This window comes from Stenotrophomonas chelatiphaga, from assembly GCF_001431535.1.
GTDB lineage: Bacteria > Pseudomonadota > Gammaproteobacteria > Xanthomonadales > Xanthomonadaceae > Stenotrophomonas > Stenotrophomonas chelatiphaga.
The window spans coordinates 138,832-152,482 of sequence record NZ_LDJK01000005.1 but is presented as its reverse complement, the minus strand read 5'-3'; the positions used below and the strand labels follow the sequence as shown (position 1 = coordinate 152,482).

Sequence of the window (13,651 nt, the reverse complement as noted above, 5' to 3'; positions counted from 1 at the left end):
AGTGATCAGGTGGACGTGGAGAAGCGGTAGCCGGCACCGCGCACGGTCTGCACCATGTTTTCAGCGGCGAACGGTTCCAGCGTCTTGCGCAGGCGGCGGATGTGCACGTCGATGGTGCGCTCTTCCACGTACACACTGCCGCCCCAGACGTGATCCAGCAACTGCGCCCGCGTGTACACGCGTTCGGGGTGGGTCATGAAGAAGTGCAGCAGGCGGTATTCGGTCGGGCCGATCGGCACCGGCTGGTCGTTGGCGAACACGCGGTGGGCGGCGCCGTCGATGCGCACCGAACCCACCGCCACGCTGCCATCTTCGTCGTCGTCGCGGGCCCGGCGCATCACCGCACGGATCCGTGCCAGCAGCTCGCGGGCCGAGAACGGCTTGACCACGTAATCGTCCACGCCGGCTTCCAGTCCGCCGACCCGGTCGTTTTCCTCGCCACGCGCGGTCAGCATGATGATCGGCACCTCGCGGGTCAGGGCTTCCTTGCGCCAGCGGCGGGCCAGGTCCAGGCCGCTGGTGCCCGGAAGCATCCAGTCCAGCAGGATCAGGTCGGGCACGCGATCGGCGATGGCCGTCTGTGCTTCGCGTGCGTCGCCGGCGTGGATCGGCTCGTAATCGCCCTTGCGCAGGGCAAAGGCCACCATTTCGCGGATCGCGGGTTCGTCGTCGACGATCAGGATGCGTTTCTGCACGAGGCCACCAAGTTGCTCATCAGATCGGGAGTGACGTCAGTAGACTACGATTTGATGACATGTTTGTGACGCCATTGGCCCCGTTGTAACGACCAGCGGTCGGCAGGTCGCCGGGCGGCGTGCCTCAGCGGCGCTCGAGCTCGGGGTCGTTGACGCCCTGGCGGCGCATTTCCAGCACGGTCGGGGTGATGGTTTCGATGCGTGCGTCCACCCGCGCGCGTGTGACGTAATCCAGGCCGGGCTGGCGTTTGAGCGCCTGCAGCTGCATCAGTGACTGTTCCGGGCGGCCATTGAGGTAAGCCGCTTCGGCGTAGGCTTCGCTGGCACGGTGGGCATCGCCGGCCAGTTCACTGGCGCGGGCGAAGCGCTGCTGGAAGACCGGATCGTTGCCGCTTTGTGACAGCAGGGGACGCAGCATCGCCTGCGCGCGCTGCCCGGCCGCCTGTCCACCCTGCTCATTGAGGATCTGCGCGAAGGTCAGCGCCACCGGGCGGCTGCCCGGATGCTCGCGCAGCAGCGCCTCGAAGCGTTCATTGGCCTTGGCGGCCTGGCCGGAGCGGGATTCTGCTTCGCCCAGCGCCAGTGCCACCCACAGGTTTCCCGGGTCGGCGTCGTTCAGTTCCGCCAGGGCGCGCGCGGCGCCGGCCGCACCGCCGGTGCCGGTGGTCAGCTGGGCCAGGGCCTGGCCGTAGCGCTGGGCCGGGGTCAGGCCGCCCTTCTGCCGCGCCAGCCCTTGGTACTCACGGGTCAGTTCCGACGGCGTCACCGCGCTGAGCACCCGCAGGCGCTCGCGTGCCCAGTCGAAATCACCGCTGGAACCGCGGCTGAGCTGGCCCACCGATACCTGCATGCCCGGCGGCAACAGCAGGTTGTTGCGGCGGGTGATCGGGTCGGTCAGGCCGGGATCGCTCGGGTTCACCCGTTCGGTGCGCACGCCACCGGGCACCTCGGTGGTCAGCACCACGGTGTCTTTCTTCATCTGCTCGGCGCGCAGCTTGGCCTCGCTGATGCGCGTGGTGTTGACCGGGTGGGTGCGCAGGAAATCCGGCACGTTGTAACCGCCGTCATTGCCGCGCATCGAAGCGCTCATGCGCTCGAAGAAGCCGGCCATCGCGTCCACGTCGTAGCCGCTGCGGGCCAGCGTGCGGATGCCCAGCCGGTCGGCCTCGGATTCATTGGAGCGGGTGTAATCGATCTGCCGCTGCTGCATCAGGCCCATGCCCGAGGCGATGCTGGCCATGGTGGCGTTGCCGGCCGAATTGCCGCCGGCCTGCTGCGAGGCGATCACCGCCGCCAGCATGCCCAGCAGGATCGGAATCTGGTCACGCTGCGCGCGTTCGACCCCGCGCAGCACGTGCTGCTGGGTGACGTGGGCGATTTCGTGGGACAGCACCGCGGCGACCTCGTCCTCGCGTTCGGCGGTGAGCACCAGTCCGGCATTCACCCCGATATAGCCGCCCAGCGTGGCGAAGGCGTTGATCTGCCGGTCCTTCATCATGAAGAAGGTGTACTGCTGGCGCGGCTGGGCGCTGTTGGACCCCAGCCGGGTGCCCATGGTCTGCAGCCATTCGGCAGTGAGCGGATCGTCCAGCAGGTAGCCGTAGTTGCGCAGTTCGCGCAGCATCATGCCGCCGTACTCGGCCTGGCGGGCGGGAGTCAGCAGTTCACCGGCAGACGAGCCGATATCGGGCAGTGAATCCTGGGCCTGGGCCAGCGGCACAGCCAATGCGAGGGTCAGGGCAGCGGAGAGCAGCAGCGGTCGCAAGCGGTCGGTCCTCGGGCAGCGTCCCCCAGCGTGGCAGGCCGGGGGGAAACCTATCGTTAATCCACAGTGTTGCGGCCATGGCGTGGATTTTCCATCAGGCCGCTACCATATACAGACAGTCGAACCGTCGTGGAGTTTCCCGTGAGCCAAGTTGAACAGCCTGCTGGTGGCGCCCCCGCCATCACCATTTATTCCACCGCTGTCTGCCCGTACTGCGTGGCGGCCAAGAACTTCCTCAAGAGCAAGGGCCAGCAGTGGACCGAGGTGCGCATCGACCTGGATGCCGCCGAGCGCGAAAAGATGATGGCCAAGACCCGCCGCACCAGCGTGCCGCAGATCTTCGTCGGCGAGGTCCATGTCGGCGGCTACGATGACATGATGGCCCTGCACCGGGAAGGCAAGCTGGAGCCGCTGCTGGCCGGGCAGGGCGCAGCATGAGCGCAGCGGACGAAAGCGGCGACCGCCTGGCTGAATTCAACGCCTACCGCAAGAAGATGAACGAGCGCATCCTGGCCGAACCCAACCAGGTCGTGCGCCGTTTCTTCGCGCTGGACACCCAGACCTACCAGGCCGGCGCGCTGGATGTGAAGACCAAGGAACTGCTGGGCCTGGTGGCATCGCTGGTGCTGCGCTGCGACGACTGCATCAGCTACCACGTGGCCCAGTGCAAGGCCGCCGGCGTGGAGCGCGATGAGTTCTTCGAAACGTTCTCGGTCGGCCTGGTGGTGGGCGGCTCCATCGTGATCCCGCACCTGCGCCGCGCGGTGGACTTCCTGGACCAGCTTGAAGCCGGCGCCGCCGCCCCGGCCGAACACGAGCACTGACCTTGCCGGGGCGACGGGGTCAGGTTCCTTTTCCGCCGGAAAAGGAACCTGACCCCTTGCTGCGCGGCGGATTTCCGCGGGGTGTTGCCGCTGCGCTCGCCGGGCATGGCTTGGCGCTACCTGCTCTACGGTAGTGACGGCCGCTGGCCGTCTGCTTCTGCGCTTTCCGCTGCGCTCGCCAAGCATGGCTTGGCGCTACCCCGGCCTCGGACTTTGGTCTATTTGGGAGCTTGGACCCGGCTGAGGCATAATTGCGGGTGAAACTTACCTGCGCCGGTGCACCGGACACCCCCGGACGGCGTTTTTCCCCCTGTTCGGAAATTTGATCAATGACGCAGAAAATCACGGTCATCCGCGGCGATGGCATCGGCCCGGAGATCATGGACGCTACCCTGTACGTCCTGGACAAGCTCAACGCCGGCCTGGAATACGAAGACGCCGACGCCGGCCTGGTCGCGCTGGAGAAGCATGGCGACCTGATGCCGGCCTCCACGCTGGAATCGATCGCGCGCAACAAGATCGCCCTGAAGAGCCCGCTGAGCACCCCGATCGGTGGTGGCTTCACCTCGATCAACGTCAGCCTGCGCCGCCACTTCGACCTGTACGCCAACGTCCGCCCGGCGCACACCTTCCCGAACACCAAGTCGCGTTTCGACAACGTCAACCTGGTGACCGTGCGTGAGAACACCGAAGGTGCCTACCTGGCCGAAGGCCAGGAAGTGTCGCCCGACGGCGAGACCGCCTTCTCCGGTACCCGCATCACCCGCAAGGGCTCCGAGCGCATCGTGCGCTATGCCTTCGAACTGGCCCGCAGCACCGGCCGCAAGAAGGTCACCGCCGTGCACAAGGCCAACATCATCAAGTCGACCTCGGGCCTGTTCCTGGCCGTGGCGCGCGAAGTGGCCGCCAAGTACCCGGACATCGAGTTCCAGGAAATGATCGTCGACAACTGCTGCATGCAGCTGGTGATGCGTCCGGAACAGTTCGATGTGATCGTCACCACCAACCTGTTCGGCGACATCATCTCCGACCTGTGCGCCGGTCTGGTCGGCGGCCTCGGCCTGGCCCCGGGCGCCAACATCGGTGAGAACGCGGCGATCTTCGAAGCCGTGCACGGCACCGCGCCGGACATCGCCGGCCAGGGCAAGGCCAACCCGTGCGCCCTCCTGCTGGCGGCGGCGCAGATGCTGGACCATATCGGCCAGCCGGAAAACGCCGAGCGCCTGCGCAAGGCCATCGTCGCTACGCTGGAAGCCAAGGATTCGCTGACCGGCGACCTCGGCGGCACCGGCAACACCATGGGCTTCGCCCAGGCCATCGCCAGCCGCCTGTAAACGGCGGCGGTACGGTCACTGCACTACCAGCGGGGCGCCTTCGGGCGCCTCGTTGCGTTTGGAACAGGGGTCAGAGTCGACTCTGACCCCTTCTCGAGGTCTGTGCGGACCACGCGCAGATGGCGTGCGGATTCTGGACCGTGCGGCATGCAGGGCAGGAGCCCCGGACTCTGGCCCCTCTCCCGGCCGGCTCAGCGCTGCTGGATCTTCGACAGCAGGCGCAGGAATTCCACGTACAGCCAGACCAGGGTGACCATCAGTCCGAACGCGCCGTACCACTCCATGAACTTCGGAGCGCCCTGTTCCACGCCGCTTTCGATGAAATCGAAATCCAGCACCAGGTTCAACGCCGCCACGATCACCACGAACACGCTGAAGGCGATGCCCAGCCCGCTGGCTTCATGGATCATCGGCACGTTGATGCCGAACAGGCCCAGCACGATCGACGCCAGGTACAGCAGCGCGATGCCGCCGGTAGCCGCGACCACGCCCAGCTTGAAGTTCTCGGTGGCCTTGATCAGCCCACTGCGGTACGCCACCAGCAGCGCGACCAGCGTGCCGAAGGTGGCCAGCACGGCCTGGAACACGATGCCCGGGAAGCGCTGTTCGAACACCGCCGAGACCGCGCCCAGGAACAGGCCTTCCACCAGTGCGTACATCGGCGCGGTGACCGGCGACCAGGTCTTCTTGAACACGGTGATCAGCGCCAGCACGAAGCCGCCCAGCGCACCGCCGATCAGGTAACCCATGCCGGCCGACGACAAGGTACCGGCCGTCTCACCGCCGGTCACCAGCGCCTGGCTCCACGAGAACGACGCGGTCAGCACGGTCAGCAGCAACAGCAGGCCGGTCTTGTTGACGGTGCCGTTGAGCGTCATCACCTGGTCGCCGCGTGCGGAAACGGTGCCGCTGCCAAGGTCAAGGAAGGTGGACTCGGAAAGAGCCGGGTTGCCGCTGCGCATGTGCGATCTCCGTGCGAAAAGGGGGTAGGGGAGGCCATCCGGCCGTCTGCAGCCAGCATAACGCACGGCCGCGGCAGCCGGCCGGGCCGCGTCTGTGCGCCCCTGCACAGGTTTGACAGAACCGGGGCCGGATGTTCACAATTCCCGTCTGCTCGTGGGCCCCGCCCTGGCAGGAAGCATCGCCGGGGTATAGCGCAGTCTGGTAGCGCGCCTGCTTTGGGAGCAGGATGTCGGGGGTTCGAATCCCTCTACCCCGACCAACCATCGCCCTGTTGGAGCGGGTTGGTCCACCCGGTTCGGGCGCCCGTAGCTCAACTGGATAGAGCACCGGCCTTCTAAGCCGGCGGTTACAGGTTCGATTCCTGTCGGGCGCGCCAATTAAATCAATGGGTTACGATTTATTTTTGGGTGGCTCCGGAATTGGGTTCGGAAATCCAGGCCACGTTTTGCGCGACTGCTCCCGTAGTGCGCACCCATGTAGTCGTCTACAGGGGTCTGCGAACCTGAACCTACGGCACTTTTTTCAAAAATATTGTTGCTAACAGGCGTTAGCAGAGTTAGTGTGGCGCCATGCGCGTTACACATGTAACTCGCTTCCTACTCAAACTCTCAGGGCAGAGACTATGAACGCCATGTTGAAGCGCGTGTCTGGTCCGCGTACGGCGGCCCGGACTATCATTGTCGGCGACGGTAAGACCCTCACTGGCTCCTACGTTAACAAAAAGCAGGCCAAGCACGCAGCTGACGTCATCGAACGCCGTCGTGAAGCCCTTGCCTACTTGGCGAAGCGTTAAAGCTTGTCTGATCCGGCCTATCTAGATCTAGAGGCCGTTCTGGCTCTTTACGATGATCTTCGGCATGATTTTGCCGTAGGGGTGGCCTCTATAGAGCCCTTCAAGATTGAGGGGGCTTTGAGCCGGATCGAGAGCCACTTCCTTTACGGGGATCCCCCACCAGGGATCCCCCAGCTGGGCGCCTTGCTCGGATACTCAATTGCTAAGGCTCACGCGTTTGGCGATGGAAACAAGCGCACTGCCTTTGCTGCAATGGATTTGTTCTTACAGCAGAATGGCTGGATTAACGGTGCGGACGGCATCGAGACGGCGAAAAAGATCGAACAGGTTGTCGCGAATGAGATCAGTGAGGCGGAATTCATCGCTTGGATCGCTGGTCACTGCTGCGATGAATACGAGCTGTTCGAGGAAGACAATCAGCTTGAAGAGGACCTCGAATAAGACCCCGCTCGCTACGGGGCTTTTACTTTAAAGTCCTCGTTTCGCCATGCTCCCAAGTTGCCTCCAGATCCATGGCTGGATTCATCATTGACCACCGGCAATGAGTGATCGTAGACGTGCAGCATTGCGTCGGTCTTGTGTCCGCTGGCTTCCTTCTTGTCGCCCTTGCTATTATCGGTCACACCCCGGTGTTTAAGGCTGTGGAGGCCGAACCGTTCGTCGTGACTTAGGATCCCGTCCTTCACCGCGTTGCGCATCATGCGTTCCCAGGCAGTCTGCCAACCATCCTCGGTCAATCGCTCACCGTCCTCGCTGACGAACAGGTAGCGGCCTTCGGCCCGGATCGGAATCACTCCCGCGTTCTTCTCCCATATCGACGCACGCCGGGCCCGCAGCATCGCGATGGCTTCCTCTGTTTCGGCCCCCTTGCGCACGAGATTGTCGCGGCTACCCTTACGACGGTTCGTGCGCAGTACCTCGCCATCCGTGTGCGCATCGGTCAGCGTTAGTACCTCAATGCCACGCAGGCGAGCCTGGTACGCCTGCTCCATAGCAGCCCATAGATATGGTGGCAGCGCACCTTTGGCGCGTGCTCCGCGCATGCTGCATTCCTTTGCATAGGCCTGGACACGTCGAAAGACGTCGACGGTCGCCATCCGGTGATCACCTTTTTCCCTGACCTGCTTGATGCCGACTGCCGGGTTTGTGGTCACGTGATCATGCTCGCGCGCCCAGCCAAATACGCGGCGCAGGTAGCACAACCAATGGTTCGCTTTGGTGGGGTAGCCTGGAATGGCCATGTCACCGGGCTTCTGGGCGGGCCGGCCTTGGGCGATCACATCGATTAGCCGGCGGATGAAGCCTGGAGATAGGCGGTCGACTAGTGCATCGCCGAAGCGCGTGCCATTTTTAAGCGGATACGCTTTGATAGCTTTGGCGTAGTCCCTGTAATGCTTTTGCGTGGAAGGCTGCAGCTGTGCGAATGACAGGCTCTTTGCATGTTGAACAATGACGTGAGCGATCGTGCTCCGTTGGGAACCACCAAGCCGGCCCTCGGCGATTGCGTGGAGATCCGATAGCCGCGCTGTTAGTCCGGCTACGGTCTTCCTCTTGAAGCCGTGGCCTTCGGGATGCGGATCCTGCACGTACCAGCGCCCGCGCCCAGTCGAGGAAGAGCTGAGCTCGGTGCACATCCGGCTCGATAACGTGGTGATCGAGCACCTGCCGTGGCAGGAGTGCCTGCAGCGGTACGACCGCCCCGGCACGCTGTTCTATCTGGATCCGCCGTATTGGCAAACCGAAGGCTACGGAGTGGCGTTCGGGATTGAGCAGTACGAGCAGATGGCTGGGCTCATGCGCTCGATGAGGGGGAGGGCGGTCCTTTCGATCAACGACCATCCGGATATCCGCCGCGTCTTCGAGGGTCTGCCGCTGGTGCCGCTGCAGCTGGAGTACTCAATGGCCCGGCAAAACACTGGGAAGAAGTCTGGCGAGCTGATCATCAAGTCGTGGGAGGATGATCAGCTGCCGATGTGGGGATGAGACAGGGCTCACAAAATTCCCAGAGATTTGCAGTCCTCGTTAGCCTCCGACTCTCAATGCATTCACTTCATGCTGGATAACTAAGCAGCAAAGCTTCTGCATGTAAGAGAAGTTCCCTTTTTCGGTGTCAGTGAGTCGGCTTACTCCGGCATGCACAATTCTGCTTCTTATGGAATAACCCTCCTTGAAAGCTTCAATAATGTTTGTTCGCTGCGCAGCCGTTGCGCCGATCATGTAGGCACAACGATTTGCCATCAAGGTCGATAATCCGGTTTCCTTTGCCATTTTTTCGTCGCCCAGCAGGATTTCGAACGCTATCATTACCTGTACGAACTTCACCTGGCTGTTGCTGCCTGCGTGACTATCGAAAAACCATCTTGCAGCACTTTCAAGTCGATGATCTGGGGCGTTGGTGAGGGCATTCTTGATCTTCTCAAAGATGGATCTTATTTCTTCATCTGATTCAAGTGCTAGTAGAAAGTTGGTGGTGTAACCGAGGTCGTTTGCGAGAGTCTGATAGGTTGCATCCAACTCAAAGTCTGCTAAATGGATGGCCCCGTCAGGGCGCTGCAGCGCAACCGTGATGGGGTGCCTTCCTGTGTTTCCGTTAATCCATAGGTGCTCTGTCTCTAGTATGGTGAACGCGATGAATAGACCTAGAAGAGAAAAAATCCTTTCTTGGGCAGTAAGCATGGTTTCCGATTGCAAGTCTGCCGATACGTAGCCGTCTAAGGTGATTTGCGCATACGTGGCAGCAGGAATCCAGTTCGCAACAAAATCTATGTCGCTGGGTGATTGGGGGTGCTGATTCCGGCGGTCAGCCTCATCAAGTCGATTGCCACTCACAAGGCGCGTGGAGGCGGATAGGTCTAGATTACCATCAGCGTACGCAAGCGCACTTGCGCCGAAGCCAGGTAACTCAATAGTGAAGTTGTATGTCCAAGGTAGTGACTCAAAGCTGGAGATTAATTGGGCGGAAATGGCATCCGCCTGTGATCGGGAAAATACGTCGCAAAAATATTCGTGCCTTAATTTTGAGTCGTTTATGCCTATTCTTAGAGATCTAAGTTCGCTTCTTATGAAAGTTGAGACATGTCCTTCGCCTAGAAAAGAGCAAAGGAATTGATCTAATTCGCTTCCTTTATGGATGGCCTCCTGTATAGGGTTCATATCGGCCGGCGGAATTATTCGCGACCTTCCAACTATGCGGGACGCACAAATAGTCTCGGCAGTGGCATCGATCAACTTCTGGCGAGTCTTTTTTGGGAGAGGTAGTGCCATGAGAATCCTTTCCTATGTTCCGGCGTGAGCGACGAGGCTGGCTCAACATAGTGCATTGGGCAGCTCCTGAACGGAAGTTGTGTAATTCGGCGACAGCAATCCTTGCCGCATTCTCCAGGCTGGCTGCGCTTGCCAGCCAGATGCGCCAATGCCAGCGGTGCCGCGTCCGTACTTGCGGTTGATCTGATCCATTGTGTCCATCAGGCGGTCGTTGCCCACTACCACTGACCCAAATAGATCTGCTGGCAACTCGTCAGGCCTAGCTAAGTCGAGTAGTGCAAACCCGGCTTTCTTGTACCCGATGCCTTCCCGAAGCAGGCCGCGCAGCAGGCGGCGCACCACGCCCAGAACTACTGTCGTGTCCTAAGTGGAGGTGGGCAAGCCAACAGACCGGGTGGCGTTGTGCTGGCGCAGTTCGGGCCGGAACGTGTCGGAATGCGCGAAAACCCACACGCCGGCGGTAATCAGGCCCCGGGCGCGCAGCTTCTCGCAAGCCCGCACGGCGAAGGTGGCCAGCGCTTGGGCCACGGCCTCCTGGTCGTCTACCCGGTCCGCGAAGGACCGGCAGACAATGATCTGCTGTCGATCAGGCTCCACTTCCTCCAGCCCCCTGCAGGGTAGCCCTGCAGCTCGCGCTGCGTGCGCGCGAGGGTCACCCCGAAGCTGTCCATGATTTCGTCAGGCGCGGCATCTCGCAGCGCTCCAGCCGTTGTGATGCCCATAGCCTGCAGGCGCGGCGCCAACCGCCGGCCGACGCCCCATAGGTCGCCCACGGGAAACGTACGCAGGACTTCCTCTCGATACGCCGCGTCCCCGAGATCGATCACACCGGCGGCAGACTTCGCCACCTTGTTGGCAAGCTTGGCCAGCGTCTTGGTAGGCCCGATTCCGATGCGGTTGGGGATTCCGGTCCATCGATGCACCCGCTGCCGAAGATCGCGCGCGAACTGCAGGCGGTCAGGCATCCCGTCCAGATCGATGAAGCTCTCATCGATGCTGTAGACCTCCAAGAGAGGGGCCGCATCCCGAAGAATGCTCGCCACCCTGGCGCTCATATCGCCGTAAAGCCCGTAGTTGGCCGACCGCATCTGCAGGCCGTGACGCCGCACCAGGTGCTTGAGCTCGTGGGCGGGCTGTCCCATCTTGATGCCAAGGGCCTTCGCCTCAGCCGGTCGCGCGATGGCGCAGCCGTCGTTGTTGCTCAGCACCACCAGCGGCACTCCGCGAAGCGCCGGCTGGAACACGCGCTCGCAGTTGGCTTAGAAGTTGTCGCCGTCAACGAGGCCGAACATGGCCGCGCCTGCGCTGGACCTGGCGGACGACGCCCACGACGGCGAACACTTCGACCTCCGTGGATCCTTCGAGAACGATGGGGGGAAGTCCGGGTTGGCCGAGTGAAGCTCGAGATGATGCTCGAAGGTCTTCGGCACCTTGCAGCTCGGCTGGTTGCCGTCTCACACAGCGATCACCAAGTCACCGGACTGGGGCACGACCGACCGGTCTACCACCAGGATATCGTCGTCGCTTATCCCGATGCCCAGCATCGACCATCCGTCGGCGCGGTAGAGAAAGGTGGCCGACGGGTTTCGGACCAGCAGGCGGTGCAGGTCGATGGCCTCGTCCATGAAGTCGTCGGCGGGGGAGGGCAAGCCGAGTCGGACAAGCGCGCCAGCAAGCGGCACAAAGTGCACTGGGCCATCGATCATGGCGGGTGCGATAAGCGTGGCGAGTGTGCGGGAAGGGATAATGGATTGCATGGGACGGACTCTGGCCGAACGACGTCTCAGGACGAGAGACGTTGGATGTTAGTAAAAATACTAACTTGGCCAAGTTCAGGCGGGCACGCCGCTATGCGCGGAGGCGCCGGCCTTCCACAAAACGTCGATCTGGCCCTAGATCAATCAATGGGTTAGAGGTGAGGTGTGCAGAATTGCATTCAATCTAAGTTGTTGAAAAGGTTGCAGCGTCAATCAGACTTCTAAGCCGGCGGTTACAGGTTCGATTTCTGTCGGGCGCGCCATTTGGATCCGCGCTACAAACTCCAATTTTCCTCATGGACGCAGCGGCTGTGCCTGCGCACGATGTCCTTGCTGGCCCACCGGGGTCGGCCGGGATTGGAGTCCCGATCAAGTCATGTCTATCTGCACTCTGTTGTGGCCTTCGGGCACGGCGGAGAATGCATCGCCTCGCCGGTTCAATGGCGGGCGATGTGCGGGGATCTCCCGATCCGCCGGTTTTTCTTGATAGACATGCTTGCCGGTACTCCAACCCGCATCGCCCGCCACCTCGCGCCCCGGCGCAGGTGGCTTCAAGCCCTGCGAGGTTCTCGATGTCGCCACAGCTGGATGCCGGCGCGCGCCTGTACGCGTTGATCGGCGAAGCCATCCATAACCTGCCGCCGCGCTTCGTGTCGCGGCTCGAAGCCATCCTCATGGCGCAGGACGATGTACGACCTGCCTACGTGCCGGTGCATGGCCTGCCGACGATGCAGCAGCGCCAGCGCGCGGCCGCTTGCCATGACGAGGCCTGTGCGGCCGCCGATGCCTGGCGCTGTGATGTGCGGCTGGCCGACCGCAAGCTGCGCGGGCTCGGTGCGGTGCTGCGGATCCTGCAGAAGGCGCAGGCCAATACCTATGACGCCACCGCCGACGTGCCGCCCGGCGACACCCTGGTGGACGAACTGCTGCTGCTCGGGCGCGAGCTTGTGGACAGCGCCCGCGACGCCCTGCGCGGCGCGGTATGACCGCTGGTATCGGCGATCGCGAACCGGTCAGCAGGCGATGATCGCAGCCACCGCCTGCGGGACGGACCGGCCCGCGCGCATCGCGGTCATCAACGGCAGGTAGGTCCGCCGCAGGTCCGCGCGTCGCGCGCTCAGTGCCTGGATCATCGCGTCATATTCGCCCCGCGCCAGCCCCAGCGGCAGCGACGCATCCAGCCAGCCGGGGCGCCGCCACGGCTGGGTGGCGTCGTCCGGCAACAGGCACTGCTGGTGCTGCAGGTCACCAATCAGCCGATCCAGCTCGTTGGACTGCAGCAGCATCCGGGTCAGCCACCAGCCCGCCGGGGCGCTGGCGCGGAAGGACAGCGTGCACCGCGGCACGCCGTCAGCGGGTGGTTGGCGCTGCGTCAGGCGCAGGGTCAGGTGCAGCTGCGTGCGGATGCGGACAGGGCGAAAGCGGGTACTCATGGCAACGACCTCTGACCAGAAAGAAGGTCACGCTGACATGGAGCATGGGGGCGGCTCCAGCGATCCAGGGCTCGTTCATGCAGGGTCACCGTGGCGCAGGGCAGGGGAGCGGGCGATCCGGTGCGCTGGGAGCGGGTATGCAGAGGTAATTGCGACAGCTGCGGCGGCCGGTCGCGGGCAGCAGCGTACGGCCCGGCGCGCGCATGAAAACGGACGCGTGAAGAACTGCTTGCAATTCCGGGGCGACTCCGTAAAAATAGCGGACTTGCTTCGGCATTCGTCGCTTTTCGGCGCGGTGCAGGGCAGAAATCAAGGTTCCAGCGGCAGGCAGTCGATGCCACTGGGTCCGACGTTTCAGTGGTGGCTGTAGCTCAGTCGGTTAGAGTACCGGATTGTGATTCCGGTGGTCGGGGGTTCGAATCCCCTCAGCCACCCCACTGATTCAAGGCAGGTCAGCCGAAAGCAGATCAGCCGTTGCAGAAAGACGTAATGCAGCTTAAAGTATTCGTCTAGTTTTTCGGGCCGTTAGCTCAGTTGGTAGAGCAGTTGACTCTTAATCAATAGGTCCAAGGTTCGAATCCTTGACGGCCCACCAGACAGAAGCCACCAAGCAAGCGCTTGGTGGCTTTTTTCTTGCCCGCATGATGCCCATGGCATCGCACGCGAAAAAAAAGCTTGCAAGACGTGTCGCGACCACGTCATAATTCGCCTCCCGATTTTCGGGCCGTTAGCTCAGTTGGTAGAGCAGTTGACTCTTAATCAATAGGTCCAAGGTTCGAATCCTTGACGGCCCACCAGACAGAAGCCACCAGGTCACCCTGGT

16 protein-coding genes and 5 tRNA genes are annotated in these 13,651 nt (G+C 62.4%); 11 read left to right on the top strand and 10 right to left on the bottom strand.

The window, feature by feature from the left end; all coding sequences use genetic code 11:
* Positions 1-5: 5 nt before the first annotated feature.
* Both phoB and ABB28_RS01915 read right to left on the bottom strand, forming a co-directional pair.
* Complete coding sequence (phoB, locus tag ABB28_RS01920; RefSeq protein WP_042614802.1) at positions 6-695, bottom strand: phosphate regulon transcriptional regulator PhoB; 690 nt, start codon at positions 693-695, stop codon at positions 6-8.
* Between the two features lie 124 nt (positions 696-819).
* Positions 820-2,460 (bottom strand): M48 family metalloprotease, encoded by a 1,641-nt coding sequence (locus ABB28_RS01915; protein ID WP_057506988.1) that lies wholly within the window; start codon positions 2,458-2,460, stop codon positions 820-822.
* A gap of 141 nt (positions 2,461-2,601) precedes the next feature.
* Here ABB28_RS01915 and grxC point away from each other — a divergent pair, with 141 nt between their 5' ends.
* The 3 genes from grxC (at position 2,602) to ABB28_RS01900 (ending at position 4,618) form a co-directional block, all read left to right on the top strand.
* Entirely contained in the window at positions 2,602-2,898 is a 297-nt protein-coding gene (grxC, locus tag ABB28_RS01910) for a glutaredoxin 3 (RefSeq protein WP_057506987.1), read from the top strand.
* The gene (locus tag ABB28_RS01905; RefSeq protein ID WP_057506986.1) at positions 2,895-3,284 is read left to right on the top strand and encodes a carboxymuconolactone decarboxylase family protein; all 390 of its coding nucleotides are present in this window, start codon (positions 2,895-2,897) and stop codon (positions 3,282-3,284) included. The genes grxC and ABB28_RS01905 overlap by 4 nt, the downstream gene beginning before the upstream one ends.
* 329 nt (positions 3,285-3,613) lie before the next feature.
* Complete coding sequence (locus ABB28_RS01900; protein ID WP_057506985.1) at positions 3,614-4,618, top strand: isocitrate dehydrogenase; 1,005 nt, start codon at positions 3,614-3,616, stop codon at positions 4,616-4,618.
* Positions 4,619-4,809: 191 nt separating this feature from the next.
* On the opposite strand, the gene ABB28_RS01895 is transcribed toward ABB28_RS01900, so the two are convergent.
* The gene (locus ABB28_RS01895; RefSeq protein ID WP_057506984.1) at positions 4,810-5,580 is read right to left on the bottom strand and encodes a Bax inhibitor-1/YccA family protein; all 771 of its coding nucleotides are present in this window, start codon (positions 5,578-5,580) and stop codon (positions 4,810-4,812) included.
* 183 nt (positions 5,581-5,763) lie between these two features.
* Here ABB28_RS01895 and ABB28_RS01890 point away from each other — a divergent pair.
* The 3 genes from ABB28_RS01890 (at position 5,764) to ABB28_RS01880 (ending at position 6,815) form a co-directional block, all read left to right on the top strand.
* Positions 5,764-5,840: transfer RNA gene (locus ABB28_RS01890), tRNA-Pro, on the top strand.
* Positions 5,841-5,880: 40 nt separating this feature from the next.
* Positions 5,881-5,957, top strand: a tRNA-Arg gene (locus ABB28_RS01885).
* Between the two features lie 420 nt (positions 5,958-6,377).
* Complete coding sequence (locus ABB28_RS01880; RefSeq protein ID WP_083491859.1) at positions 6,378-6,815, top strand: type II toxin-antitoxin system death-on-curing family toxin; 438 nt, start codon at positions 6,378-6,380, stop codon at positions 6,813-6,815.
* A gap of 11 nt (positions 6,816-6,826) precedes the next feature.
* Here the strand turns inward: ABB28_RS01880 and ABB28_RS01875 are convergent, their stop codons facing one another.
* Positions 6,827-7,960 (bottom strand): tyrosine-type recombinase/integrase, encoded by a 1,134-nt coding sequence (locus tag ABB28_RS01875; RefSeq protein ID WP_245625246.1) that lies wholly within the window; start codon positions 7,958-7,960, stop codon positions 6,827-6,829.
* A gap of 64 nt (positions 7,961-8,024) precedes the next feature.
* On the opposite strand from ABB28_RS01875, the gene ABB28_RS01870 reads away from it, so the two are divergent.
* Positions 8,025-8,357 (top strand): DNA adenine methylase, encoded by a 333-nt coding sequence (locus tag ABB28_RS01870; protein WP_152983352.1) that lies wholly within the window; start codon positions 8,025-8,027, stop codon positions 8,355-8,357.
* Between the two features lie 39 nt (positions 8,358-8,396).
* Here ABB28_RS01870 and ABB28_RS17890 read toward each other — a convergent pair whose 3' ends face one another.
* The 5 genes from ABB28_RS17890 to ABB28_RS18295 form a co-directional block, all read right to left on the bottom strand.
* A complete protein-coding gene (locus ABB28_RS17890; RefSeq protein ID WP_152983351.1) occupies positions 8,397-9,638 on the bottom strand; it encodes a HEPN domain-containing protein in 1,242 nt (413 codons plus the stop codon).
* A 42-nt stretch (positions 9,639-9,680) separates the two neighbouring features.
* On the bottom strand, positions 9,681-9,980 hold the full coding sequence (locus ABB28_RS18310; RefSeq protein WP_245625245.1) for a DUF4113 domain-containing protein: 300 nt from the start codon (positions 9,978-9,980) through the stop codon (positions 9,681-9,683).
* 21 nt (positions 9,981-10,001) lie between these two features.
* Entirely contained in the window at positions 10,002-10,166 is a 165-nt protein-coding gene (locus ABB28_RS18305) for a DinB/UmuC family translesion DNA polymerase (RefSeq protein ID WP_245625244.1), read from the bottom strand.
* Positions 10,167-10,180: 14 nt separating this feature from the next.
* Positions 10,181-10,849, bottom strand: coding sequence for a Y-family DNA polymerase (locus tag ABB28_RS18300; RefSeq protein ID WP_245625243.1), 669 nt, complete (start codon positions 10,847-10,849; stop codon positions 10,181-10,183).
* 243 nt (positions 10,850-11,092) lie between these two features.
* Positions 11,093-11,395, bottom strand: coding sequence for a LexA family protein (locus tag ABB28_RS18295; protein ID WP_245625242.1), 303 nt, complete (start codon positions 11,393-11,395; stop codon positions 11,093-11,095).
* Between the two features lie 572 nt (positions 11,396-11,967).
* Here ABB28_RS18295 and ABB28_RS01855 point away from each other — a divergent pair.
* On the top strand, positions 11,968-12,381 hold the full coding sequence (locus ABB28_RS01855) for a hypothetical protein (protein ID WP_057506981.1): 414 nt from the start codon (positions 11,968-11,970) through the stop codon (positions 12,379-12,381).
* Positions 12,382-12,408: 27 nt separating this feature from the next.
* Here the strand turns inward: ABB28_RS01855 and ABB28_RS01850 are convergent, their stop codons facing one another.
* On the bottom strand, positions 12,409-12,828 hold the full coding sequence (locus tag ABB28_RS01850) for a hypothetical protein (RefSeq protein ID WP_057506980.1): 420 nt from the start codon (positions 12,826-12,828) through the stop codon (positions 12,409-12,411).
* 360 nt (positions 12,829-13,188) lie between these two features.
* On the opposite strand from ABB28_RS01850, the gene ABB28_RS01845 reads away from it, so the two are divergent.
* The 3 genes from ABB28_RS01845 (at position 13,189) to ABB28_RS01835 (ending at position 13,625) form a co-directional block, all read left to right on the top strand.
* Positions 13,189-13,265: transfer RNA gene (locus tag ABB28_RS01845), tRNA-His, on the top strand.
* A gap of 82 nt (positions 13,266-13,347) precedes the next feature.
* Positions 13,348-13,423 (top strand) — tRNA-Lys (locus ABB28_RS01840).
* A gap of 126 nt (positions 13,424-13,549) precedes the next feature.
* Positions 13,550-13,625: transfer RNA gene (locus ABB28_RS01835), tRNA-Lys, on the top strand.
* Positions 13,626-13,651: the final 26 nt, after the last annotated feature.